Origin of the sequence: Ancylobacter lacus (genome assembly GCF_018390635.1) — a bacterium.
GTDB lineage: Bacteria > Pseudomonadota > Alphaproteobacteria > Rhizobiales > Xanthobacteraceae > Ancylobacter > Ancylobacter lacus.
This window is the reverse complement of record NZ_JAHBGE010000074.1, coordinates 50,045-73,851: the sequence shown is the minus strand read 5'-3', so window position 1 is coordinate 73,851 and position 23,807 is coordinate 50,045. Positions and strand designations below refer to the sequence as shown.

Sequence of the window (23,807 nt, the reverse complement as noted above, 5' to 3'; positions counted from 1 at the left end):
CCTCCGAACCGAGCGGGGGAGCGGGGCCCGAGGGATGCCGCCGCGCTGCCCCGGCCGCTGCCGCGTGCGAACGCCGCGTGGCGCCGAGGCTGGAATCCCTCTAGCGTGCGGGCCGCACCGACCGTCCCCCCCAACGGTCCAGCCCGGAGTTTCCGCCATGATCACGATGCTGATCGGCCTCGTCCTGTTTCTCGGCGCGCATGTCTTCACCACCCGGCGCGACGCCCGCGCGGGCGTGATCGCGCGGATCGGCGAGGGGCCGTACAAGGGGCTGTATGCGCTGGTCTCGACCATCGGCCTGCTGCTCACCGCCTATGGCTTCGGCGAGTGGCGCTCGGAAGGGCCGCGCGTCCTGTATGACCCGCCGGTCGGGCTGCGCCACCTCACCCTGCTGCTGATGCTGTTCGCCAGCATCGCGCTGGTGGCGGCCTATGTGCCGAGCCACATCCGGGCGAGGCTCAAGCATCCCATGCTGGTGGCGGTGAAGATCTGGGCGCTCGCCCATGTGCTCGCCAATGGCGACGTCGCGTCGCTGACGCTGTTCCTCATCGTGCTGGCCTGGGCCGTCTATGACCGCATCTCGGTGAAGAAGCGGGGCGAACCCCTGCCGGTAGCGTCTTCCGGCTGGGGCGGGGACCTCGTTGCGGTGGCCGGCGGTCTCGTGCTTTATGCGGCGCTCGCCTTCCTGTTTCACCCGTACGTCGTCGGCGTGCCGGTGATGCCGGGTTGAAGAGACGCCCCATAAAAGAGACGCTCATGTCCATTCAGTCCGCCGCCCGGCGGCTCACCGCACCGGACATCCGGGCCCGCAAGGGTGGCGAGCCGATCGTTTCCCTGACCTCCTACCATGCCCACACCGCGCGGCTGATCGACCCCCATGTCGACTTCATGCTGGTCGGCGACTCCCTCGGCATGGTGATGCATGGGATGGAGACGACGGTGCCGGTGACGGTGGAGATGATGATCCTGCAGGGGCAGGCGGTGATGCGCGGCTCCTCCCGCGCGCTGGTGGTGGTCGATCTGCCGTTCGGCTCCTATGAAGGCAGCCCGCAGCAGGCCTTCGCCACCGCGGCCCGGGTGCTGAAGGAAACCGGCGCTGGCGCGGTGAAGCTGGAAGGCGGGCGCCGCATGGCGGAGACGGTGCGCTTCCTCGCCGACCGCGGCGTGCCGGTGATGGGCCATGTCGGCCTCACCCCGCAGGCGATCAACACGCTCGGCTCGTTCAGGGCGGTCGGGCGCGACGAGGCGGGCGCGGAACTGATCCGGGACGATGCCCGCGCGATCGCGGAGGCGGGGGCCTTCGCCATCGTGCTGGAGGCCATGGCCGAGCCGCTGGCCCGCGCCATCACCGCCGAGGTGGCCTGCCCGACCATCGGCATCGGCGGCTCCTCGGCCTGCGACGGCCAGATCCTGGTGCTGGAGGACATGCTGGGCCTCTCCGACAAGGTGCCGCGCTTCGTGAAGAAATATGCCGACATCGGCCCCTCCATCGGCGCGGCGGTGGAGAACTTCGCCGCCGATGTCCGGGCGCGGGCGTTCCCCGGGCCGGAGCATGTCTACGCCTCGAAGAAGAGCGCCTGAAGGCGTGGCCGGCGCCGCGGCGGGGCGGCGCCCGGACATTTGCCTTGATCGGGCCGCACCGATGATTTACCCGCGCTTCACGGATGGCCTTTTCCCGCGTCTTCGGGCGTGAGGCCGGCTGTCCCCACCTTACTCATTCCGCGTACGGACGTTCGATGGCAGACATCTTCCACGAGATCGACGAGGACCTTCGCCGCGAGCGGCTGGGCAAGATCTGGTCGCGCTATGGCGCCTATATCGTCGCCCTCGTCGTCGTCATCGTCCTCGGCGTGGCGGCCTGGCGCGGCTATGAGTGGTACCGCGCCAAGCAGGCCGAAGCGGCCGGTGCCCGCTTCGCCGCCGCCCTGCGGCTGGCGGGGGAGGGCAAGCACGAGGAGGCCGAGAAGGCCTTCTCAGCGATCGCCGTCGACGGCAGCGGCGGCTACCGGGTGCTCGCCCGCTTCCGCGCCGCGGCGGAGCTGGCCGCCACCGACAAGCCGGCCGCCGTCGCCGCCTATGACGGGCTCGCCAACGACACGGCGCTGGACCCGCTCACCCGGGATATCGCCCGGCTCCGGGCCGGCTACCTGCTGGTCGACACCGCGCCGCTGGCCGATGTCGAGGCGCGGATGAAGCCGCTCGACACCGATACCGGCCCGTTCCGCCATTCCGCGCGCGAGATCGTCGGGCTCGCGCAGTACCGCGCGGGCGACCTTGCCGCCGCCACCAAGACCTTCGAGACCATTCTCTCCGACCCGGAGACGCCGCCCGGACTGCGCCAGCGCGCGGAGCTGATGCGCGGCCTCGCCGCCGGCGGCCCGGCGCCGGAGATCGCGCCGGCTCCGGCCGCGGTGATCGCCCCCGCGCCGACGCTCGACGCTCCGACCCTGCAACTGCCGACGCCGCTGCCGGACGCCCCCGCCGGCACGCCGCCCGCGACCCCCGAGGCCGGCGCCCCCGCGATCGCGGCTCCCGAGACCACGGTTCCCGACACCGCCGCGCCAGCGCCGGAAGCCGCCGCTCCGGCCGCGCCCGCTTCTCCCGTCCCGGCGGAGCCGGCCCCCGCCGAGGCCGCGCCTGCGGCCCCGGCCGAGCCGGCGCCTGCCGCGCCCGGGACGCCGGCCCCCGCCACGCCGCCCGCCGCCGTTCCGGAGCCCGCCGCGCCGGCCGCGCCCGGCGGCGCTTCGCCCGCCGCCCCGCAATAGGAGCCAGCCATGTCGAACCGCCCGAAGGTACGCCGTCTCGCTCTTGCCGCCCTGGCCATCGGCCTTTCGGTCGGGCTGGCGGGCTGCGAGTCGATGGACGCGCTCAATCCCTTCGCCCAGAAGGAGAAGAAGCTGCCCGGCACCCGGGTGCCGGTCTTCCCCGAGGGCGTGCCGGGCGTCGACTACAATGCGGCCCCGCCGCAGCCGGCGAATTCCGCCATTCCCGACTATCCCGCCCCGGCGGCCGAAGGGGCTGCGGGCGCCGCCACCCCGGCGGCGTCGGGCACCGCATCCGGCACCGTGTCCCGCGGCACCGTCACCACCCAGTAACGGGCGCGGAGGCGCTTCACATGTCCCTCACCGTCGCCATTGTCGGACGGCCGAATGTCGGCAAGTCGACGCTGTTCAACCGGCTGGTGGGCAAGCGCCTCGCTCTGGTGGACGACCGCCCCGGCGTGACCCGCGACCGCCGCGAGGGCGAGGGCCAGCTCGGCCACCTGCAGTTCCGCATCATCGACACCGCCGGGCTGGAGGAGGCCAAGGCCGACAGCCTGGAGGCCCGCATGCGCGGCCAGACCGAGGCGGCCATCGCCGAGGCCGACGTGCTGCTGTTCCTGGTCGATGCCCGCAGCGGCCTCACCCCCACCGACCGCGTCTTCGCCGAGCTGGCGCGCCGTTCCGGCAAGAGCACCATACTGGTCGCCAACAAGAGCGAGGGGCGGGGCGGCGAGGCCGGGTTCCTCGATGCCTATGGGCTCGGCCTCGGCGAGCCGGTGGCGATTTCCGCCGAGCATGGCGAGGGCATGGGCGAGCTGTTCCGCGCCCTGCGCGAGAACTTCCCCGACGACGCCGAAGAGGAAGACGAGGACGAGGAGCCGGAAGCCGACGGCGCCCCCCGCCGCATCCGCGTCGCCGTGCTGGGGCGGCCCAATGCCGGCAAGTCCACTCTCATCAACGCGCTGCTGGGCGAGGAACGGCTGCTGACCGGCCCCGAGGCCGGCATCACCCGCGATTCGATCGCGGTCGACGTCGAACGCTCCGGCGTGCCGCTGAAGGTGTTCGACACCGCCGGCATGCGCAAGCGCGCCCGGGTCGAGGACAAGCTGGAGAAGCTCTCCGTGGCCGACGGGCTCCGCGCGGCGAAATTCGCCGAGGTGGTGGTGGTGATGATGGACGCCACCCACCCCTTCGAGGAGCAGGACCTGCGCATCGCCGACCTCGTGCTGCGCGAGGGCCGCGCGCTGGTGATCGCCATCAGCAAGTCCGATCTCGTGAAGGGCGAGGCCGGCCTCGTCACCCGCATGCGGGAGGAGGCCGACCACTGGCTGCCGCAGGCCAAGGGCATGCCGGTCGTCCTCGTCTCCGGCCTCACCGGCGACGGGCTGGACCGGCTGGTGCAGGCCATCGCCGGCACCTACGAGGTGTGGAACCGGCGCATCGCCACCAACCCGCTGAACCGCTGGCTGACCGAGACCACCAATGACCATCCGCCGCCGGCGGTGTCCGGCCGCCGCATCAAGCTGCGCTACATCACCCAGCCCAAGAGCCGGCCGCCGAGCTTCGTGCTGTTCTGCTCGCGGGCCGAGGCACTGCCCGAGAGCTATCTGCGCTACCTCACCAACGGCCTGAGGGCGACCTTCGACCTGCCCGGCGTGCCGATCCGGCTGACGCTGCGCGAGAAGGACAATCCCTACGCCGAGAAGGACTGAGGGCGCCGGCCGTCGCCGCGCCGCCGCTCACTCCAGCGGCGGCAGCCGGCGCCGCACGGCGTGGCCCTTCACGATCGCGGTGCTGGTCATGGCGTGATCGGCGAGGCTCGAGAGCACGGTGTCGAGCTGGTCGACCGAGCGCACAACGAGCTGGGCGAGGAAGGCGTCGTCGCCGGTGACCTTCAAGCATTCCACCACATGGGGGCATTGCTCGATCAGCCGCTCCACCACATGCAGCTTGCCGGGCAGCGGCCGGATGCGGGCCAACGCCCGCAGGGCATAGCCGAGCGCCGCCGGGTCCAGCTCCACCGAGAAGCCCTTCAGCACGCCGTCCGCCTCCAGCCGCCGAAGCCGCTCCGACACGGCGGGCGGCGACATGCCGACCAGCCGCGCGAGCGCGCTCACCGGCTGCCGGGCGTCGCGGTCCAGCGCCGCGAGCAGGGCGGCGTCCACGGGGTCGAACGGGCGTCTTTCGTTTGCAAGGCGGATCATCGCATCAGCCTTCGTTTCGCAGGCAGCTTGCGCCCTGAGCCGTCGAACCGCCATTCGAATCGGCGCGTGCACCTGCCATTATACGGCTCTCCCGCCATCGGACCCTTCCCATGTTCCTCGGCCTTCTCGCCGGCCTCACCACGGGCGCCCTGTGGGGCCTCGTCTTCGTCGCGCCGCGCATGGTCGCGCCCTTCACGGCCTGGGACTTCACCCTGGTGCGCTATGTGCTGTTCGGCCTCGTCTCGGTGCTGCTGATGAGCCTGCCGCGATTCCGGCCGTGGTCGATGTCGCGGCGCCGGCTGGTGATGGGCTTCGGGCTCGGCGGCTTCGGCTATGTCGGCTATTTCCTCGCGGCGGCGTGGTCGGTGCATTACGCCGGCGCGGTGCTGCCGCCGCTCATCATCGGCAGCTCGCCGGTGGTGCTGGCGGTGATCGCCAATCTGCGGGAGCGGGCGGTGGGCTGGGGCCGGCTGGCGCTGCCGCTGGCGCTGGTGGCGGGCGGCATCCTCGCCGCCCATCTCGGCGCCGCCCCGCTGCCGCCCGAGGCCGCGCCGGAGCGCTGGATCGGCCTTGCCGCGGCCACGGCGGCGCTGGTGCTGTGGGTGCTCTACGGGCTGGTGAACGCGGAGGTGATGCGTGCCGGCGACGCGCCGGACGGGCTGGGCTGGACCGGCCTGCAGGGCCTCGGCGCCGGCCTCGGCGCGCTGCTGCTGATCCCGCTGCTCGGCGTGCCGCACCCGGAACTCGCCACCCCGGCCGAGGGCCAGCGCTTCCTGTTCTGGACCGTGACGATGGCGGTGGTGGGCGGCTGGTTCGCCACCTGGTGCTGGATGGTGGCTTCCGCCCGCCTGCCCATGGCGCTGACCGCGCTGCTGATCGTCGGCGAGACGGTGTTCGGCCTGATCTATGGCCTGATCTACGAACAGCGCCTGCCAACCGCGCCCGAGGCGGTCGGCATCGTGCTGCAGCTCGCCGGCGTCAGCGCCGGGGTGCTGCTGTTCGCCATGCGCCGCCCGGCGGGGGTGCCGCCCGCCGCCGCGGAGGGCTCAGCCCGGCAGGTGGAAGTCGACCAGCTTGCGCGAGGGGAAGTCGTAGAGCCGGCCGGTCTCCTCGAAGGTCGGCAGGCATAGGCTCACAATGGTTTCAGCAACCGCCTCCGGCGTCGGCAGCGTCTCCGGGTCTTCGCTCGGGAAGGCCTTGGCCCGCATCCGGGTGCGCACCGGGCCGGGATTGAGCAGGTTGACCCGCAGGTTGGAGAGATTGGCGGTTTCCGCCGCCCAGGTCCGCGCCAGAACCTCCACCGCCGCCTTGGTCACGGCATAAGGCCCCCAATAGGCCCGGGCCTTGTGCGCCGCGCCCGACGACACCAGCACCGCGCGCCCGGCGGTGGACAGCCGCAGCAGCGGGTCCAGCGAGCGCACGAAGCGGTAATTGGCGGTGAGGTTGATGGCGACGATCTCGTCCCACTCCTTCGGCTCGACCTGCTGAAGCGGGGTCATGGGACCGAGGATGCCGGCATTGCCGATGAAGATGTCGAGCCGGCCGAACCGCTCGTACAGTGCGCCGCCGAGCCGGTCGATCGCCTCGCCGTCCTTCACGTCCAACGGCACCAGCGTGGTGGTGGAGCCGGCCGCGATGACTGCGTCGTCGAGCTCCTCCAGCGCGCCGGCGGTGCGGCCGGTGGCGATGATGTGGGCACCGGCGCGACCGAGCGCGACCGCGGTGGCACGGCCGATGCCGCGGGTGGCGCCGGTGACGAGGGCGTAGCGGCCGGCGAGCGGGCGGGCGTCGGTGGCGTCGGTCATGAAGCTCCTCGGGAAGGCCTAGCCGGCGTCGGTCAGCACCACCGAGGCGGCGGATCGCGTCGCCGGGCCGTGATACACCGCCTCGATATTGTTGCCGGCCGGGTCCAGCACGAAGGCGGCGTAATAGCCGGGGTGATAGTCGCGCGGCCCCGGCGGACCGTTGTCGCGCCCGCCGGCGGCGAGCGCGGCGGCATGGAAGCGGCGGACCATCTCCTCGTCCGCCGCCTGGAAGGCGAGATGCGTCCGCCCGGTGAGCGGATCGCCGGGCGAGACGAAAAGCTCGTCGGCGAAGAAATAGCCGTCGCCCTCCACGATGGGCACACCCAGCACCTCGAGCACGGCGCCGTAGAAGCGGCGGCAGGCCGCATAATCGGCGACCACGAGCGAGATGTGGTCGATCAGCCGTCCGCGATGCCACTCGGAAAGCGCGACCACCTGCCGCCTCCGGTCAGCTTGCTTCCGCCAGCAACGAAAGCTGCCGGGTCGGCACCTCCGTGGCGCGGTCGGTGAGCTGGGTGGGATAGTCGCCGGTGAAGCAGTGGTCGGTGAACTGCGGGCGAACGGGGTCGCGGCCCTCATAGCCCATGGCGCGGTAGATGCCGTCCACCGAGAGGAAGGCGAGGCTGTCGGCGCCGATATAGCGGCGCATGCCTTCCAGATCGTGGGTCGCGGCCAGCAGCTTGTCGCGGTCCGGGGTGTCGATGCCGTAATAGTCGGGGTGGGTGATCGGCGGGGAGGAGATGCGGAAATGCACCTCGCGGGCGCCGGCCTCCCGCATCATCCGCACGATCTTCACCGAGGTGGTACCGCGCACGAGGCTGTCGTCGATCAGCACGATGCGCTTGCCCTCGACTACCGAGCGGTTCGCCGAATGCTTCATCCGCACGCCCTGGTCGCGCACCGACTGGGTCGGCTGGATGAAGGTGCGCCCGACATAGTGGTTGCGGATGATGCCGAGCTCATAGGGAATGCCGGAAGCCTGGGCATAGCCGATGGCGGCGGGCACGCCGGAATCCGGCACAGGCACCACCACGTCGGCGTCGGCGGGCGACTCGTTGGCGAGCTGCATGCCCATGGTCTTGCGGACCTGATAGACCGAGCGGCCGCCGACGATCGAATCCGGGCGGGCGAAATAGATGTATTCGAAGATGCAGGGGCGCGGCGCCACCGGCGGGAAGGGACGCAGCGTCTCCACCTTGTCGGAGGAGAACACGATCACCTCGCCGGGCTCGACGTCCCGCACGTAACGCGCACCGATTATGTCGAGAGCGCAGGTCTCCGACGTCATGATCGGGTGGCCGTCCAGCTCGCCCAGCACCAGCGGGCGGATGCCGAGCGGGTCGCGGGCGCCGACCAGCTTCTTGTTGGTGAGGCCGACAAAGGCATAGGCGCCCTCGATGTGGCGCAGCGCCTCGATGAAGCGCTCGGTGAAGCGGGCCTTCTTGGAGCGGGCGACGAGGTGGAGCATCACCTCGGTGTCGGAGGTCGACTGGCAGATGGCGCCGTCGCGGATGAGGTTGCGGCGCAGCGTCAGCCCGTTGGTGAGGTTGCCGTTATGGGCGATGGCGAAGCCGCCGCCGTCCAGCTCGGCGAAGAGCGGCTGGACATTGCGCAGGATGGTCGCGCCGGTCGTGGAGTAGCGCACATGGCCGACCGCGATGTGGCCGGGCAGGCGCTTGATGACCTCGGCGTCGGAAAAGGCGTCGCCGACAAGGCCCAAACGGCGTTCGGAATGGAAGCGCTGGCCGTCATACACGGTGATGCCGGCGGCTTCCTGGCCGCGATGCTGCAGGGCGTGGAGGCCGAGCGCGGTGATCGCCGCGGCGTCCGGGTGGCCGAAGATGCCGAACACCCCGCATTCTTCCCGCAGCCGATCCGCATGGGGATCGAACGCCTCGGCATCGCCGTCGGTCCGTTTCACCGCAGCGTCATCAACCATCGTGTACGTCATGGGACCTCCGGTCCGTGCGCAGTCCGGCGGCTGCGCGTGCTCCCTGCGCTTCGACAACGCGTCCGTTAAGGACACAAACCGCCGAAACGATGACGTTGCGGCGGCTTACATCATTGGGCCGGCTGCGGCGCCGGGGTCGTCGGCTCCGGCGGCGGCTCGGTGTCGGCATCCTTGGGCCCGCGTATCTCGCGGATGAGGCCTTCGGGATCGTCCGGCAAGACGGAGATGAGCCAGTCGCCCGCACTTTGCAAGACCACCCGGGAGCGCGCATCGCGAATCCACCCGGGCTGTCCCTGTTCGTTCTGGGAAAGCCAGTTGAAGAACAGGAAGGCCACAACCATGATGAGAAAGCCGCGGCCGAGCCCGAACAGGAAGCCGAGCGTCCGGTCCAGCACGCCGATGCGGCTGTCCAGAACGGCGTCGGAGATGCGCACGGTGATGATCGAGACGATCAGCAGCGTCAGCATGAACACACCGCCCGCCGCGGCCGCAATCGCCAGCGTGTCGTGCGAGACATACTGCTTCGCCAGCGGCAGGGCGTGGGGATAGGCGTAAAGGGTGACCACCGCCGCGATGACCCAGGAGGCGATGGCGAAGACTTCGCGCACGAAGCCCCGGACCATCGCCAGCAGCCCCGAGAGCAGCATCACGCCGAGCAGAATGATATCGAGCAGCGTCAAGGACATCCACCTGGGAGGATTCGGGGACGAATCTGGCTCGCGGCCGGTTTCAAGGCGCGCGTGGTATAGCGTGCCTCGCCGGAATCGTCACCCTTCTTCTGTGGCCGCCTGTGGAGCCCGGCGCGGGGCGCGGGCGGCGATGCCGGCGACGAGGTCGGCCAGCGTCGCCGCCGGGCGGATCGACAGGGCGTTGTCGGAGGGCAGCGGGTCGCTCGCCAGCATGGGCGGCACCATCGCACCCTGAAAACCGAGCTTCGCCGCCTCCTTCAGCCGCGCCACGGTGTGGGCGACCGGCCGGATCGCGCCGGTGAGGCTGAGCTCGCCGAAATAGACGTCCTCCGCCGGCAGCACCGCTCCGGTGAGGGAGGAGACCAGCGCCGCCGCCACCGCGAGGTCGGCCGCCGGCTCGCTGATGCGGAAGCCGCCGGCGACATTGAGGTGGACGTCGTGGCCGCCGAGCTTCACCCCGCAGCGCGCCTCCAGCACCGCCAGCACCATGGACAGGCGGCTCGGGTCCCAGCCGACCACCGCGCGGCGCGGCGTGCCGAGGCTGGTGGGGACCACCAGTGCCTGGATCTCCACCAGCACCGGGCGGCTGCCCTCCATGCCGGCATACACCGCGGTTCCCGGCGCGCTGCGGTCGCGGTTGGCGAGGAAAAGCTCGGAGGGGTTGGCCACCTCGCGCAGGCCGAGCCCGGTCATCTCGAACACGCCGATCTCGTCGGTGGGCCCGAAGCGGTTCTTCTGCGCCCGCAGGATGCGGAAGCGGTGGGCGCCGTCGCCCTCGAACGACAGCACGGCGTCGACCATGTGCTCCACCACCCGCGGCCCGGCGATCTGGCCATCCTTGGTGACATGGCCGACCAGGATCACCGCCGCTCCCGCCTTCTTGGCGTAGCGGATGAGGAGCTGCGCGGAGGAGCGCACCTGCGTCACCGTTCCCGGCGCGGATTCCGCGGTCTCGGTCCACATGGTCTGGATGGAATCCACCACCACCAGCGCCGGCGCCCGCCCGGCGGAGAGCGTGGCCACGATATCCTCGACATTGGTTTCGGCGGCGAGCTCGACCGCCGCCCCGGCAAGGCCGAGCCGGCCGGCGCGCAGCCGCACCTGCGCCACCGCCTCCTCGCCCGAGACGTAGATGACGCGGTGCCCGCTTTCCGCCAGCGCCGCAGAGGCCTGGATCAGCAGGGTGGACTTGCCGATGCCGGGATCGCCCCCGATCAGCAGCACCGAGCCCGGCACCAGCCCGCCGCCGGTGACGCGGTCGAATTCGGCAATGGCCGAGACGGTGCGCGGGGCGTCCTCGCTGGTGCCGGCGAGGCCTTCCAGCGGGAAGATGCGGCCCTTGCGCTCGGTGCGCTGGGCGACGGGGAGGGCGCTCTGGCCACCCTGTTCCTCGGCGATGCTGTTCCAGGCGCCGCAGGAATCGCATTTGCCCTGCCAGCGGGGATAGGCGGCGCCGCAGATCTGGCAGATGAAGGAGGCGGGGCGTTTGGCCAAGGCGGTCTCCGATGCCGGAAGCGGCGCGAATCGGTGGCGAGGATGACGCCGCGGCGCGGCGCCGTCACCCCGCCCCGGCATCTCGCCCGGTCAGTCGTGCCAGACCCGGTGATAGCGCCGGCCGAGAGAGGTCAGCACCTCATAGCCGATGGTCTCGGCGTGGCGGGCCCAGTCGTCGACGCCGATGCCGGCACCCAGCGCGGTGGCGAAATCGCCGGCCTGCACCTCGTCGGCCGGCACATCGGTGACGTCGACGGTGATGAGGTCCATCGAGATGCGGCCGATCAGCGGGCAGCGCCGCCCGGCGATCATCACGGCGGCGCCGCGGCGCAGATCGGAGGAGCCGGCGAGGCGCGGCAGCCCGTCGGCATAGCCGGCCGAGAGCACGGCGATGCGTGTATGCCGCCGCGCGGTCTGCGCCGCGCCATAGCCTACCGGCTCGCCCTCGTGCACGTCGCGAAGCTGCACGATGCGCAGCTCCAGCCTCACCACCGGCCGCAAGGCCGACACATCGGCCCGTGCCCGCCCGCCATAGAGCGCGATGCCCGGCCGCACCAGGTCGAAATGCAGCGCGGGATCGCCCAGCGTGCCGGCGGAATTGGCCAGAGAGGCCGGCACGCCCGGGAACAGGGCGACGATGGCGCGGAAATCCTCGAGCTGCCGCATCGTCAGGGGGTGGGAGGGTTCGTCCGCGCAGGCGAGATGGCTGAGGATCAGCGCCACCGGGAAAGCCAGCTCGTCCCGCCGGTCGGCGAGCCCGATCGCATCGGTCGGCGCGAGGCCGAGCCGGTTCATCCCGGTGTCGACATGGATGGCGGCCGGCAGCGGGCCGGCGCGCCCGCGACAGAACGCGCTCCAGCGCTCGATCTCCTCGACGCTGCCGAGAACCGGGCGCAGCTTCTGCGCGAGGTAGACCGGCTCGGCTCCGGCGAAGAGGCCGTTGAGGACATAGATGGTCGCCTCCGGCAGCACCGCCCGCAGCCGGCGCCCCTCGATGGGAAGGGCGACGAAGAAGGTGCGGGCCCCGGCCTGCCAGAGCCGCGCCGCGGCCGGCTCGAGCCCGAGCCCGTAGGCGTCGCCCTTCACCACCGCGGCGCATTCGGCCGGCGCGGCGCGGGCGGCGAGGGCGGCGTAATTGGCCGCCAGCGCGCCACCGTCGAGGGTAAGGCGGCCGCCGGTTTCCTCCAGCGGAAGGGTGGTGACGTTGCGCTCGTTCATCGCCGGTCCGTCACATTTCCTGCGGCGGCAGGAAGTCCTCGCGGGCGAGCGAGGAGAATCGGGTGTACTGCGCCTCGAAGGCCAGCTTCACGGTGCCGGTGGGACCGTGGCGCTGCTTGCCGATGATGACCTCGGCGGTGCCCTGCACCGCCTTCAGGTCGCTGTCCCACTTGAACCACTCCTCGGTGCCTTCCTTCGGCTCCTTGCCCTTCAGGTAGTATTCCTCGCGGAACACGAAGAGCACCACGTCGGCGTCCTGCTCGATCGAGCCGGATTCGCGCAGGTCCGAGAGCTGGGGGCGCTTGTCGTCGCGCGACTCGACCTGACGCGAGAGCTGGGACAGCGCCATGATCGGCACGCTCAGCTCCTTCGCCAGCGCCTTGAGGCCGGTGGTGATCTCGGTGATTTCCTGCACGCGGCCTTCCGAGGCGCGCTTGGACGAGCCGGTGAGGAGCTGCAGATAGTCCACCACCATGAAGTCGAGGCCGCGCTGGCGCTTCAGCCGGCGGGCGCGGGCGCGGAGCTGGGCGATCGAGATGCCGCCGGTGTCGTCGATGTAGAGCGGCACGGTCTGCATCATCTGCGCCCCGGCGGCGAGCTTGCCGAACTCGCTCTCGGAGATGTCGCCGCGGCGGATCTTGTAGGACGGAATTTCGGTCTGCTCGGCGAGGATACGGGTGGCGAGCTGCTCGGCCGACATTTCCAGCGAGAAGAACGCGCAGATGCCGCCATCCTCCGCCCGGGTGGAACCGTCCGGCAGCGTCACGCCGCGATAGGCCGCGGCGATGTTGTAGGCGATGTTGGTGGCGAGCGCGGTCTTGCCCATGCCAGGGCGGCCGGCGAGGACGATGAGGTCGGAGGGCTGCAGGCCGCCCATCTTCTCGTCGAGGGTCGCCATGCCGGTCGCGATGCCGGAGAGGTGGCCGGCGCGCTGGAAGGCGCGGCTCGCCATGTCGACCGCCTCGGTGAGGGCGTCGTTGAAGCGCACGAAGCCGCCGTCGTAGCGTCCGGTCTCGGCCAGCGCGTAGAGCCGCTTCTCGGCCTCCTCGATCTGCTCCTGCGGGGTGGAATCGATCGGGGCGTCATAGGCCTCGTTCACGATCTCCTCGCCGATGGTGATGAGGTCGCGCCGCACCGCGAGGTCATAGATGGTGCGGCCATAATCCTCGGCATTGATGATCGTGGTGGCCTCGGCGGCGAGCCGGGCGAGATATTGCGGCGCGGTCATGCCGCCGATGTCGAAGTCGGCGGGCAGGAAGGTCTTCAGCGTGACCGGCGTCGCCACCTTGCCGGCGCGGATCAGCGAGCCCGCGGTCTCGTAGATCTTGGCGTGGATCGGCTCGAAGAAGTGGGCGGCGTTGAGGAAGTCGGAGACGCGATAGAACGCCTCGTTGTTCACCAGAATGGCGCCGAGCAGGGCCTGCTCCGCCTCGATGTTCTGCGGCGCGCTGCGATAGGAGGGTTCGGTGCCGGCAGAGGCGCGTGCGGGTGTATCGAGCATTCGTCCACTGGTCCGTTGTCAGACCCGACAGCTACCGCCGTCCGGCCCGCGAGTCCGTGCGAATCACGAGACGACCATCTTTGTCTTGTGGAGCGCCTGTGGACAGAGGATTCCGCCTTGACCGGCGAATCGGCCTCCGCCGGGGCACTGCCGGCGCGCCGGGCGGGCGCGCGCGGCCTGTCGTGTGCGGCTGTGGGTCATTCGCCGGCGAGGCGCAGCTCCGGCCGCCGATGCCCCTCCACGGCGCGCAGGGCGGCTTCGGCCTTGGCGATGTAGCCCCGGGTGATGGGGACCACGCCCTCCTTCTTCGCGAGCTGGATCTGGAACACCATCATGCCCTGATGCCGGAACGCCATCTCGGAGGCGGCGAGGTAGAACTCCCAGAGCCGGATGAAGCGCTCGTCATAGAGCCGCTCCGCCTCTTCGCGATGGGCGAGGAAGCGCTCGCGCCAGGCCTTCAGCGTCTCGGCGTAGTGCAGCCGCAGGATTTCGATGTCGGTGACGTAGAGCCCCGCCTTCTCCACCGCCGGCAGAACCTCCGACAGGGCGGGGATGTAGCCGCCCGGGAAGATGTAGCGGGCGATCCACGGGTTGGTGATGCCCGGGCCTTCGGAACGGCCGATGGCGTGGATCATCGCCACGCCGTCTTCCGCCAGCAGCTCGTTCACGCGCCGGAAATAGGTGTCGAAATGGCTGATGCCGACATGCTCGAACATGCCGACCGAGACGATGCGGTCGAACGGGCCGGGTGTGTGGCGGTAGTCCTGCAGGCGGAACTCGGCCCGCTCGGCAAGGCCGCGCTCCTGCGCCCGCCCCTTGGCGACGGCGAGCTGTTCCTCGGACAGCGTCACCCCGGTGACGCGGGCCCCCGCATTTTCCGCCAGATAGAGCCCGAGCCCGCCCCAGCCGCAGCCTATGTCGAGCACCCGCAGATCCGGCCGGTCGAGCCGCAGCTTGGCGGCGATGTGGCGGCGCTTGGCGAGCTGGGCATCGTCCAGCGACTGTCCGGGATGCTCGAAATAGGCGCAGGAATATTGCCGGTCGGCATCCAGGAACAGCGAATAGAGCCGGCCGTCGAGGTCGTAGTGATGGGCGACGTTGCGCCGGGAGCGGTCCGGCGGATTGAACTGGGCGATGCGCCGCGCCATGAAGCGCAGCCACAGCATGCCCTTGGCGCTGACGCCGGGCGGCGACAGGCCGACCTGGGCCATGAGGATCGCCAGAAGGTCGGCGATCGAGCCGCGCTCCATGACGAAGCCGCCATCGGTGTAGGCCTCGCCCAGCTTCAGCTCGGGGTCGAGGGCGACGGCGCGCTGCCAGCGCGGCGAGGTGAAGCGCATCTCGACCGCGGGGCCGGAGCCGTCACCAAACCGGCAGCGCCGGCCGGAGGCAAGGATGATGGTGAGGTTCCCGGTCCGCACGACCCGGGCAAGCACGCCAGCGAGCAACCGTTCCATCGGCCGCCTCCACCTGTCACAACCCTCCATCGAGGGCATTCACCTGCATCAAACCAGAGCAATCGGGCATATGCCTAAATCGATTGCACCACAGGCTTTGGATGGCCGCAACGTCCGTTTCGGGCTGAAAATACGAAAAAGCCCGGCCGAGTTCCGGCCGGGCTACGCAATTCGACGTATGACGTTAAGTAATGTCGATCAGGCTTCTTCGGTTTCCTCGGCTTCCGCCTCGGTTTCGGCCGGCTCGAAGGCCTCGTCTTCATCCTCGTCGTCGCGAACCACAGAGAGGTCCTCGCCGCGCGACTGGCGCACCGCTTCCTCGGCGCTGCGGGCGACGTTCGCCTTCACGGTGACTTCCACTTCCGGGTGCAGCAGCACCGGCACGACATGCAGGCCGATGGTCTTGATCGGGTGGTTGAGGACAACCTGCTGGCGGCCGACGCTGAAGCCGGCGGCGGTCAGGGCGTCGGCGATGTCGCGGGTGGAGACCGAGCCATAGAGCTGGCCGGTCTCGCCGGCCTGGCGGACGAGCACGACCTCGGTGCCGGCCAGCTTGGCGCCGACCTTGGAGGCTTCGTTCTTCAGCTCGAGGTTGCGCGCCTCGAGCTGCACCTTCATGGTCTCGAAGCGGGCCTTGTTGTCCTTGGTCGCGCGCAGGGCCTTGCCCTTGGGCAGCAGGAAGTTGCGGGCGAAGCCGTCCTTCACGCGCACCACTTCGCCCATCTGGCCCAGCTTGGCCACGCGCTCCAGCAGAATGACTTCCATCTCAGTTCTCCGTCTATTCGTCGTTGATGTCTTGGTCGGTTCAAAGATCGTTCGCCGCCGGCGGGCGTGTGCCCATCCGGCCGCGGAGGTCGAGGAAAAGGTCGGCCAGCCCCAGCGCCGCCAGCACCAGGAACGGCCAGCCGAGCACCAGCGTCGCCAGCCACACCGTCGCCAGGATGAGCCGGCGGCCGCCGGCGTTGCGGGTGATGGCGTGGACCACGGCAAATCCCAGCACGCCGAACGCGGTGACCAGGGTGGCGCCGAGCAGCTCGGCCAGCAGCCCGACGAAGCCGGGCACCAGAACGGCGATCGCCAGCGAGGCCGCCAGCAGCACGGCGGCGCCCTGCGGCAGCCGCATCTGCGCAAGATCCGGCCACGGCCGCATCAGGCGGTCCGAGACGCGGGCGATGCGGCCGGCGAGATAGAGGTTGCCGAGCTGGGTGATCATGGTCAGCACCGCCGCCGCGGGCGGCATGACCATCACCATCAGATCGACGAAGCGGCTGGCATCCGGCGGCAGCTCGCCGGCGCGGTCCTGCAGCATGGCCTCGAACAGCTCGCGCAGCGCCGCCTGATAGGATTCGACGTCGCTGGCGACCAGCGGCACCAGCGCCGCGACGGCCACCACGCCCGCCACCGCGGCGGCGAGCACCAGCCGGCCGGTGGGGAACCATTCCAGCTCGCCATCCCGGCCGGGGCGTGCCATCAGCGCGAGATAGGACAGGACATAGGCCGGCAGGCCGACACCGGCGACATAGGCCGCGACCAGTTCGGTTCCCAGCAGCAGGGCGATGGCGAGGGTGGCGGTGGCGGCGGCGATGAGGGCGGCGCGGTGGGACCAGCCGATTCCCGCGATGAGCACCGGGAGCGGGGCGAGGTAGAACAGCGGCAAGGCGATGACGCTACCCGAGGCGACGCTCGCCACGAGCAGGGCGGACGCCGCACCGGCGCCGAGCGCTATCACAAAGGGTCCCATCGACGAGCTGTCCCGCATCGCGGTTAGGGGCAGGACGCCGTCTGGACGACGGGCCTCCCCAGCCAACGGCTTGCGGGAGGAGCCCCGCCGGCCGGTCGTTTTTCACGAAGGCCGTCCCCGGCGTGCCGGGGACGGAAAGGCGAACCTCCCGGGGGAGGCGTGCGATCCGCTCAGCGGATCACGAAGGGCAGCAGACCGAGGAAGCGGGCGCGCTTGATCGCCTGGGCCAGCTCACGCTGCTTCTTCGCCGAGACGGCGGTGATGCGCGAGGGCACGATCTTGCCGCGCTCGGAGATGTAGCGCTGCAGCAGCCGCACGTCCTTGTAGTCGATCTTCGGCGCATTGGCGCCGGAGAACGGGCAGGTCTTGCGACGACGGAAGAAGGGGCGACGCGCGCCGCCGGCGGACGAACCGCCCGTAGGACCGAGAGCCATCATTCGCCCTCCACGTTGGAGCTGACTTCTTCACGATCCCGGCGCGGGCCGCGATCCTCGCGGTTGAAGCCGCCACGGCCGCCGCCGAAGCCGCGATCGCCGCCGCCGAAGCCACGGTCGCCGCCGCCGAAGCCGCGATCGCCGAAGCCGCGGTCGCCGCGGTCGTCACGGTCGCGCTTCTGCAGCATCACCGACTGGCCTTCCTCCAGCGCCTCGACCCGGATGGTCATGACGCGGAGAACGTCCTCGTCGATGCGCATCTGGCGCTCCATCTCGGCCACGGCCGCGGCCGGAGCGTCGATGTTGAGCAGCGAGAAGTGCGCCTTGCGGTTCTTGCGGATGCGGTAGGTGAGCGTCTTCACGCCCCAGTATTCGGTCTTGCCGACCGTGCCGCCATTCGCCTCGATCACGCCCTTGTAACGGGCGGTCATGTCCTCGACCTGCTGCGCCGTCACATCCTGGCGCGCGAGGAACACGTGCTCATAGAGAGCCATGTCTCGTGCCTTTCCCTTTGATCCCGCACTATTGCGGACGCCATCCCGACGGCGAGCCCTTCGAGCCTCGCGGAAAGGCTCGAAACCATCTCGAAGGCGGGGACACGGGACGTCGGCGAACCGTGTGAAGGTCGCCCTGCCGCGCCGTCTCCGCCGAAGCGGGGACGCACGAAGCCATCCGTTCAGCCCCCGGCCGGGACTGACGATGCGCGCGCTTATACTGAAAAACCGCGCAAATGCAAGCCGCGGCGCCCTGGCGGGACACGCGTGCTTGACAGCGCGGCGCCGGGCGTGTTCCTGCCGCACCGTTTTCACCATAACGGATCGCGCCCGCATGAGCACCGCCTTCATCTTCCCCGGGCAGGGCAGTCAGGCCGTCGGCATGGGCAAGGCCCTGGCCGACACCTTTCCCGCCGCCCGCGCGGTGTTCGACGAGGTGGATGCGGCGCTTGGCGAGAAGCTCTCCGCCGTGATGTGGGACGGGCCGATCGAGACCCTGACCCTCACCGCCAACGCCCAGCCGGCGCTGATGGCGGCCTCGCTCGCGGCGATCCGCGTGCTGGAGGCCGAGGCCGGGCTCGATCTCGCCGCCGACGCGGCGTTCGTGGCAGGCCATTCCCTCGGCGAATATTCGGCGCTCGCCGCCGCCCGCAGCTTCACCATCTCCGATGCCGCCCGGCTGCTGCGCCTGCGCGGCACCGCGATGCAGAGCGCGGTGCCGGTCGGCGCCGGGGCGATGGCGGCGATTCTCGGACTCGACTACGACAAGGTGGTCGCCGTGGCGCAGGAAGCCGCGGCCGGCGAGGTCTGCGACATCGCCAATGACAACGCGCCGGGACAGGTGGTCGTGTCCGGCGGCACCGAGGCGATTGCCCGCGCCGTCGACATCGCCAAGCGGGAGGGCGCCGCCCGGGCCATCCTGCTGCCGGTGTCCGCCCCGTTCCACTGCCGCCTGATCGAATCGGCCGCCGAGGCGATGCAGGTGGCGCTGGCGGATGTCGAGGTCGCCGTTCCCCTCGTGCCGGTGGTGGCCAATGTCACCGCCGCGCCGGTGAGCGACCCCAATGCGATTCGTGCGCTGCTGGTGCGCCAGGTCACCGGCACCGTGCGCTGGCGCGAATCCGTTGCCTTCATGGCCGGGGCGGGCGTGACCCGACTGGTCGAGGTGGGGTCCGGCAAGGTGCTGGCCGGCCTCGTCAAGCGGATCGCGCGCGAGATCGCGGCCGCCAACGTCTCGTCGCCGGAAGACGTCGCGGCCTTCGCCGCATCGCGCCAGCCGGCCTGAGTTGAGGACACATCATGTTTGATCTGAGCGGCAAGACGGCGCTGGTGACCGGCGCCACCGGCGGGCTGGGCAACGCCATCGCCCGGGCGCTGCACCGCCAGGGCGCCACCGTGGCGCTTTCCGGCACGCGCCGCGAGGTGCTCGACGCCCTCGCCGCGGAGCTCGGTGAGCGGACCGTGGTGCTGCCCTGCAACCTCGCGTCTTCCGAGGAGGTCGAGGCGCTGGTGCCATCGGCGGAAGAGGCCTTCGGGCCGCTCGACATCCTGGTCAACAATGCCGGCATCACCCGCGACGGTCTCTTCATCCGCCTGAAGGACGAGGACTGGGACACGGTGATCGCGGTCAACCTGACCTCCGCCTTCCGGCTCAGCCGGGCGGCGGCGAAGTCGATGATGCGCCGCCGCACCGGCCGCATCATCGGCATCACTTCCGTGGTGGGCGTCACCGGCAATGCCGGGCAGGGCAACTATGCCGCGGCCAAGGCCGGCATGATCGGCATGTCCAAGGCGCTCGCCAAGGAGGTCGCGGCGCGCGGGGTGACGGTGAACTGCATCGCGCCCGGCTTCATCGCGACCCCGATGACCGACGTGCTCAACGACAAGCAGAAGGACGCCATCCTCGGCGCCGTGCCGGCCAACCGGCTCGGCACGCCCGAGGACATCGCCGCGGCGACGGTGTATCTGGCGTCCGATGAAGCGGCCTATGTCACCGGCCAGACGCTGCATGTGAATGGCGGCATGGCGATGATCTGACGAAATCGAGCAATTCCGGCACTTTCCGGCTCATGTCCGGGTGCTGGCCTTGCTGGATGAAGTGTGCTAACAGCCGCTCCGGCTAACGGGAGGGACACCGCAAAGGTGTTCCGCACAACCGAAAAATCCTGTAATCGGGGCAGGAAACGGGCCGCCCACCGAACCGGTCGGAACGGTGTGGCAAAGCGAAACAACTGATCAAACCTCCGGATACGGACGAGGGTGGACCGATGAGCGACATTGCCGATCGCGTGAAGAAGATTGTGGCCGAACATCTCGGCGTCGAGGCCGACAAGGTCACTGAGAACGCCAGCTTCATCGACGATCTCGGCGCGGACAGCCTCGACACCGTCGAGCTGGTCATGGCCTTCGAAGAAGCCTTCAACTGCGAGATTCCCGACGACGCCGCCGAGACCATCCTCACGGTCGGCGACGCGATCAAGTTCCTCGAGAAGAACGCGGCCTGAGCCGCACATCGCGGCGCGGCGGCCAAGGCCGTCGCGGCCGCTGATCCAGCAGTGACAATCCGGAGAGTGCGGATGAGGCGCGTCGTCGTCACCGGCCTCGGCATGGTGACGCCGCTCGGGTGCGGCGTCGACATTACGTGGCAGCGGCTCCTCGAGGGGCGGAGCGGCGCGCGCCGCATCGAGCATTTCGAGGTTTCCGACCTTCCGGCCAAGATCGCCTGCCGCATCCCCCGTGGGGACGGCAGCGACGGCACCTACAATCCCGACCAGTGGATGGAGCCGAAGGAGCAGCGCAAGGTCGACGAGTTCATCGTCTACGCGATGGCCGCGGCGACCCAGGCGCTGGACGATGCGGGCTGGCATCCCTCGACCTATGAGGACCAGATCGCGTCCGGCGTGCTGATCGGCTCGGGCATCGGTGGCCTGCAGGGCATCTCCGAGGCGACCCTGCTGCTGCAGGAGCGCGGCCCGCGCCGTATCTCCCCCTTCTTCATCCCCGGCCGGCTCATCAACCTCGCCGGCGGCTATGTCTCGATCCAGCATGGCCTCAAGGGCCCGAACCACGCGGTGGTGACGGCCTGCTCCACCGGCGCGCACGCCATCGGCGATGCGGCCCGGCTGGTGGCGCTGGGCGATGCCGACGTGATGGTCGCGGGCGGCGCCGAATCGCCGATCAACCGCCTCGCGCTCGCCGGCTTCGCCGCCTGCCGCGCGCTGTCGACCAGCTACAACGACACCCCGGAAAAGGCCTCGCGGCCCTATGACCGGGACCGCGACGGCTTCGTCATGGGCGAAGGCGCCGGCGTGGTGGTGGTCGAGGAGCTGGAGCATGCCCTTGCCCGCGGCGCCCGCATCTATGGCGAGGTGATCGGCTATGGCATGTCCGGCGACGCCTTCCACATCACCGCGCCGTCCGAGGATGGCGACGGCGCGTTCCGCTGCATGTCGGCGGCGCTGAAGCGGGCCAACATCTCCGCCTCGGAGATCGACTACATCAACGCCCATGGCACCTCGACCATGGCCGACGAGATCGAGCTTGGCGCGGTGCAGCGCCTCGTCGGCAACGCCGCGGCGACCGTGTCGATGTCCTCGACCAAATCCTCGATCGGCCATCTGCTCGGCGCGGCCGGCGCGGTGGAGGCGATCTTTTCGCTGCTCGCCATACGCGATGGCGTGGCCCCGGCGACGATCAATCTCGACAATCCGGCGATGGAAACGCCCATCGACCTGGTGCCGAACGCCCCCCGGAAGCGCAACATCGACGTCGCGCTTTCCAACTCCTTCGGCTTCGGCGGAACCAACGCGTCGCTGGTGTTCCGCCGCTACGCGAGCTGACGGCGAGGCGAGGGCGGAAATTCCCTAACGGGAAGCTCCCGCTTTCGCCACATTTCCCGCTAGTCTGCGTTTGGCCGCGTTGCCAGCCGCACGCCACGCGAGGCCAGAATGGACGATGACGTCGAGAAGCCGCCTGTCCGACCCTCCAGCCGGGCGCGGCACCCGCTGATCGTCGCCGGCAATGTGTTCTTCACGTTGCTCACGGTGCTCATCGTCGTCGGCGGCGGCATCCTCTGGGTGGTGAAGAGCGGCTTCGATTCGCCTGGCCCGCTTCAGCAGGATTCCACGGTCATCATCCCGAACCAGAGCGGGCTGGTCGAGATCGCCGAGCTGCTGGAGCAGAAGGGCGTAATCGCCGACCAGTGGATCTTCATCGCCGGTGCGCTGGGCAACCGCGCCTCCGGCAAGCTGAAGGCCGGCGAATACGCCTTCGCCCGTCAGGCGACCCCGCATCAGGTTCTCGACACCATCGTCTCCGGCAAGGTGGTGGAGTACGACGTCACGATTCCCGAGGGCCTGACGTCGGAGCAGATCGTCGAGCGCCTGCAGGAGTCCCCGGTCCTCACCGGCGTGGTGCGGCAGGTGCCCCGCGAAGGCTCACTGCTGCCGGAGACCTACAAGGTCACGCGCGGCACCTCGCGCGAGGAGCTGCTGCGCCGGATGGCGCGCGAGCAGCAGCAGGCGCTCCAGCAGATCTGGGACGCCCGTTCGCCCGAGATTCCGATCAAGTCGCCGGACGAGCTGGTCGTGCTCGCCTCCATCGTCGAGAAGGAGACCGGCGTCGCCGAGGAGCGCCCGCAGGTCGCCGCGGTGTTCATCAACCGCCTCAACAAGAAGATGCGGCTGCAATCGGACCCGACCATCATCTACGGCATCGTGCGCGGCAAGGGTCGGCTGGACCGCCCGATAACCCGCGCCGACATCACCGCGCCGACACCGTTCAACACCTACGCCATCGACGGTCTGCCCCCCGGGCCGATCGGCAATCCCGGCAAGGCCTCCATGCAGGCGGTGGCGAACCCGGCCAAGATCAAGGCGGTTTATTTCGTCGCCGACGGCACGGGTGGCCATGCCTTCGCCGACACGCTCGACCAGCACAACAAGAACGTCGCGCGCTGGCGGCAGATCGAGCGCAGCCAGAAGCTCGACACCGCCCCCGCCGGCACCAGCGGCACCACCGGCGTGACGCCGAGCCAGTGAGCTGCCTTTCGCCGCAGCGGGTGAAAACCGCGCCGGTGGCCGGCTATTGCGCCCCGACGGCTTGAGGGGGCGCCGCGCCGCCGCTAAGGTCCGCCGCCTTGATGGCGGGCAGGCGAGGACCTCGGAATGGCGTTGACCAGCATGACCGGATTCGCCCGGACGCACGGCTCGTCCGACGGCTGGAGCTGGGCGTGGGAGCTGAAGTCGGTCAATGGTAAGTCGCTCGACCTGCGCCTGCGGGTCCCGCTCGGGTGGGACGGCATCGAGCCCACGCTGCGGCAGGTGGCCGCGCAGGCGCTGGCGCGCGGCAATGTCAGCGCCACCCTCACGCTCAACCGCGCCGGCACGGCGGTGCAGGTTCGGGTCAATGAAGAGCTGCTGCGCGCCGTCGCCGCGGCGGTCGGCCGGGTCTCCGTGAGCCTCGGCATGCCGGCGGCAAGCCTCGATTCGCTGCTGGCGATGAAGGGTGTCATCGACATCACCGAGGCGGAAGACACCGAGGAACAGCGCCGCGCGCTGGAGGCGGCGGTGCTGGCGGGCTTCCAGCGCGCCGTCGCCGAACTCGCCGCCATGCGCCGGCGCGAGGGCGACGCCCTCGCCCTCGTGCTGGGCGACCGGCTCGACGCCATCGCCCGTCTCACCGCCGCGGCCGAGGCCTGCCCGGCCCGGCAGCCGGAGGCGATCCGCGCCAAGCTCGCCGACCAGATCCGCACCCTGCTCGACACCGCCTCCAGCTTCGATCCCGACCGCCTCCACCAGGAGGCGCTCATGATCGCCGCCAAGGTCGACGTCCGCGAGGAGCTCGACCGGCTCGTCACCCATGTAGCGGCCGCCCGCGTCATGATCGCCGAGGGCGGCCCGGTCGGGCGGCGGCTCGATTTCCTCGCGCAGGAATTCAACCGCGAGACCAACACGCTCTGCTCCAAGGCCAACGACGTGTCGCTGACCTCCATCGGCCTCGAGCTGAAGGGTGTCGTCGAGCAGTTCCGCGAGCAGGTCCAGAACATCGAGTGAGGTT

At 70.2% G+C, this 23,807-nt stretch carries 25 protein-coding genes; 12 read left to right on the top strand and 13 right to left on the bottom strand.

Annotated features, from left to right (window positions below; translation table 11 throughout):
• Positions 1 to 157: 157 nt before the first annotated feature.
• The 5 genes from KHC27_RS18690 to der all read left to right on the top strand — a co-directional run bounded on the left by KHC27_RS18690 (position 158) and on the right by der (position 4,474).
• Positions 158 to 730: an NnrU family protein gene (locus KHC27_RS18690; RefSeq protein WP_213341018.1), complete on the top strand. Its 573-nt coding sequence runs from the start codon at positions 158 to 160 to the stop codon at positions 728 to 730.
• A 26-nt stretch (positions 731 to 756) separates the two neighbouring features.
• Positions 757 to 1,581, top strand: a complete 825-nt coding sequence (gene panB, locus KHC27_RS18685; protein WP_213341016.1) for a 3-methyl-2-oxobutanoate hydroxymethyltransferase — start codon at positions 757 to 759, stop codon at positions 1,579 to 1,581.
• A 155-nt stretch (positions 1,582 to 1,736) separates the two neighbouring features.
• Positions 1,737 to 2,765, top strand: a complete 1,029-nt coding sequence (locus KHC27_RS21920; protein ID WP_213341014.1) for a tetratricopeptide repeat protein — start codon at positions 1,737 to 1,739, stop codon at positions 2,763 to 2,765.
• Between the two features lie 9 nt (positions 2,766 to 2,774).
• Complete coding sequence (locus KHC27_RS18675; RefSeq protein WP_213341013.1) at positions 2,775 to 3,095, top strand: hypothetical protein; 321 nt, start codon at positions 2,775 to 2,777, stop codon at positions 3,093 to 3,095.
• Between the two features lie 20 nt (positions 3,096 to 3,115).
• Positions 3,116 to 4,474 carry a ribosome biogenesis GTPase Der gene (der, locus tag KHC27_RS18670; RefSeq protein WP_213341012.1) on the top strand — a complete coding sequence of 453 codons (1,359 nt, stop codon included), beginning with the start codon at positions 3,116 to 3,118 and terminating at the stop codon, positions 4,472 to 4,474.
• A gap of 27 nt (positions 4,475 to 4,501) precedes the next feature.
• On the opposite strand, the gene KHC27_RS18665 is transcribed toward der, so the two are convergent.
• On the bottom strand, positions 4,502 to 4,966 hold the full coding sequence (locus KHC27_RS18665) for an Lrp/AsnC family transcriptional regulator (RefSeq protein ID WP_213341010.1): 465 nt from the start codon (positions 4,964 to 4,966) through the stop codon (positions 4,502 to 4,504).
• A gap of 110 nt (positions 4,967 to 5,076) precedes the next feature.
• Between KHC27_RS18665 and KHC27_RS18660 the strand changes: the two genes are divergently transcribed.
• Positions 5,077 to 6,096 (top strand): DMT family transporter, encoded by a 1,020-nt coding sequence (locus tag KHC27_RS18660; protein WP_213341008.1) that lies wholly within the window; start codon positions 5,077 to 5,079, stop codon positions 6,094 to 6,096.
• Here KHC27_RS18660 and KHC27_RS18655 read toward each other — a convergent pair.
• From KHC27_RS18655 to rpsF, 12 genes are all read right to left on the bottom strand, one after another.
• Positions 6,013 to 6,771 carry an SDR family NAD(P)-dependent oxidoreductase gene (locus KHC27_RS18655; RefSeq protein WP_213341006.1) on the bottom strand — a complete coding sequence of 253 codons (759 nt, stop codon included), beginning with the start codon at positions 6,769 to 6,771 and terminating at the stop codon, positions 6,013 to 6,015. The two genes, KHC27_RS18660 and KHC27_RS18655, sit on opposite strands and share 84 nt — an antisense overlap.
• Positions 6,772 to 6,789: 18 nt before the next feature.
• On the bottom strand, positions 6,790 to 7,206 hold the full coding sequence (locus KHC27_RS18650; protein WP_213341004.1) for a VOC family protein: 417 nt from the start codon (positions 7,204 to 7,206) through the stop codon (positions 6,790 to 6,792).
• 13 nt (positions 7,207 to 7,219) lie between these two features.
• Positions 7,220 to 8,710 carry an amidophosphoribosyltransferase gene (gene purF / locus KHC27_RS18645; protein ID WP_425514894.1) on the bottom strand — a complete coding sequence of 497 codons (1,491 nt, stop codon included), beginning with the start codon at positions 8,708 to 8,710 and terminating at the stop codon, positions 7,220 to 7,222.
• Positions 8,711 to 8,832: 122 nt separating this feature from the next.
• Positions 8,833 to 9,408 (bottom strand): CvpA family protein, encoded by a 576-nt coding sequence (locus tag KHC27_RS18640; RefSeq protein WP_213341002.1) that lies wholly within the window; start codon positions 9,406 to 9,408, stop codon positions 8,833 to 8,835.
• An 81-nt stretch (positions 9,409 to 9,489) separates the two neighbouring features.
• A complete protein-coding gene (gene radA, locus KHC27_RS18635; protein ID WP_213341000.1) occupies positions 9,490 to 10,905 on the bottom strand; it encodes a DNA repair protein RadA in 1,416 nt (471 codons plus the stop codon).
• A gap of 90 nt (positions 10,906 to 10,995) precedes the next feature.
• Entirely contained in the window at positions 10,996 to 12,123 is a 1,128-nt protein-coding gene (gene alr, locus KHC27_RS18630; RefSeq protein ID WP_213340998.1) for an alanine racemase, read from the bottom strand.
• Between the two features lie 10 nt (positions 12,124 to 12,133).
• Positions 12,134 to 13,624, bottom strand: coding sequence for a replicative DNA helicase (locus KHC27_RS18625; RefSeq protein WP_213340996.1), 1,491 nt, complete (start codon positions 13,622 to 13,624; stop codon positions 12,134 to 12,136).
• A gap of 197 nt (positions 13,625 to 13,821) precedes the next feature.
• Positions 13,822 to 15,081 carry an SAM-dependent methyltransferase gene (locus KHC27_RS18620; protein ID WP_213340994.1) on the bottom strand — a complete coding sequence of 420 codons (1,260 nt, stop codon included), beginning with the start codon at positions 15,079 to 15,081 and terminating at the stop codon, positions 13,822 to 13,824.
• A 198-nt stretch (positions 15,082 to 15,279) separates the two neighbouring features.
• Positions 15,280 to 15,846, bottom strand: a complete 567-nt coding sequence (gene rplI, locus KHC27_RS18615) for a 50S ribosomal protein L9 (protein WP_213340992.1) — start codon at positions 15,844 to 15,846, stop codon at positions 15,280 to 15,282.
• Positions 15,847 to 15,886: 40 nt separating this feature from the next.
• Positions 15,887 to 16,822: a DUF2232 domain-containing protein gene (locus KHC27_RS18610; RefSeq protein WP_213340990.1), complete on the bottom strand. Its 936-nt coding sequence runs from the start codon at positions 16,820 to 16,822 to the stop codon at positions 15,887 to 15,889.
• Between the two features lie 170 nt (positions 16,823 to 16,992).
• Positions 16,993 to 17,256: a 30S ribosomal protein S18 gene (rpsR, locus tag KHC27_RS18605; protein ID WP_029355583.1), complete on the bottom strand. Its 264-nt coding sequence runs from the start codon at positions 17,254 to 17,256 to the stop codon at positions 16,993 to 16,995.
• Positions 17,256 to 17,750 carry a 30S ribosomal protein S6 gene (gene rpsF / locus KHC27_RS18600; protein WP_213340988.1) on the bottom strand — a complete coding sequence of 165 codons (495 nt, stop codon included), beginning with the start codon at positions 17,748 to 17,750 and terminating at the stop codon, positions 17,256 to 17,258. Before rpsF ends, rpsR begins: the two co-directional genes overlap by 1 nt.
• 334 nt (positions 17,751 to 18,084) lie before the next feature.
• On the opposite strand from rpsF, the gene fabD reads away from it, so the two are divergent.
• The 6 genes from fabD to KHC27_RS18570 all read left to right on the top strand — a co-directional run bounded on the left by fabD (position 18,085) and on the right by KHC27_RS18570 (position 23,803).
• The gene (gene fabD / locus KHC27_RS18595; protein WP_213340986.1) at positions 18,085 to 19,035 is read left to right on the top strand and encodes an ACP S-malonyltransferase; all 951 of its coding nucleotides are present in this window, start codon (positions 18,085 to 18,087) and stop codon (positions 19,033 to 19,035) included.
• Between the two features lie 14 nt (positions 19,036 to 19,049).
• Positions 19,050 to 19,787, top strand: coding sequence for a 3-oxoacyl-[acyl-carrier-protein] reductase (gene fabG, locus KHC27_RS18590; RefSeq protein ID WP_213340984.1), 738 nt, complete (start codon positions 19,050 to 19,052; stop codon positions 19,785 to 19,787).
• A 230-nt stretch (positions 19,788 to 20,017) separates the two neighbouring features.
• Positions 20,018 to 20,254, top strand: a complete 237-nt coding sequence (locus tag KHC27_RS18585) for an acyl carrier protein (RefSeq protein ID WP_213340982.1) — start codon at positions 20,018 to 20,020, stop codon at positions 20,252 to 20,254.
• Between the two features lie 72 nt (positions 20,255 to 20,326).
• The gene (fabF, locus tag KHC27_RS18580; protein WP_213340980.1) at positions 20,327 to 21,589 is read left to right on the top strand and encodes a beta-ketoacyl-ACP synthase II; all 1,263 of its coding nucleotides are present in this window, start codon (positions 20,327 to 20,329) and stop codon (positions 21,587 to 21,589) included.
• 108 nt (positions 21,590 to 21,697) lie between these two features.
• Positions 21,698 to 22,789 (top strand): endolytic transglycosylase MltG, encoded by a 1,092-nt coding sequence (gene mltG / locus KHC27_RS18575; protein ID WP_213340978.1) that lies wholly within the window; start codon positions 21,698 to 21,700, stop codon positions 22,787 to 22,789.
• A 126-nt stretch (positions 22,790 to 22,915) separates the two neighbouring features.
• Positions 22,916 to 23,803, top strand: coding sequence for a YicC/YloC family endoribonuclease (locus KHC27_RS18570; protein WP_213340976.1), 888 nt, complete (start codon positions 22,916 to 22,918; stop codon positions 23,801 to 23,803).
• Positions 23,804 to 23,807: the final 4 nt, after the last annotated feature.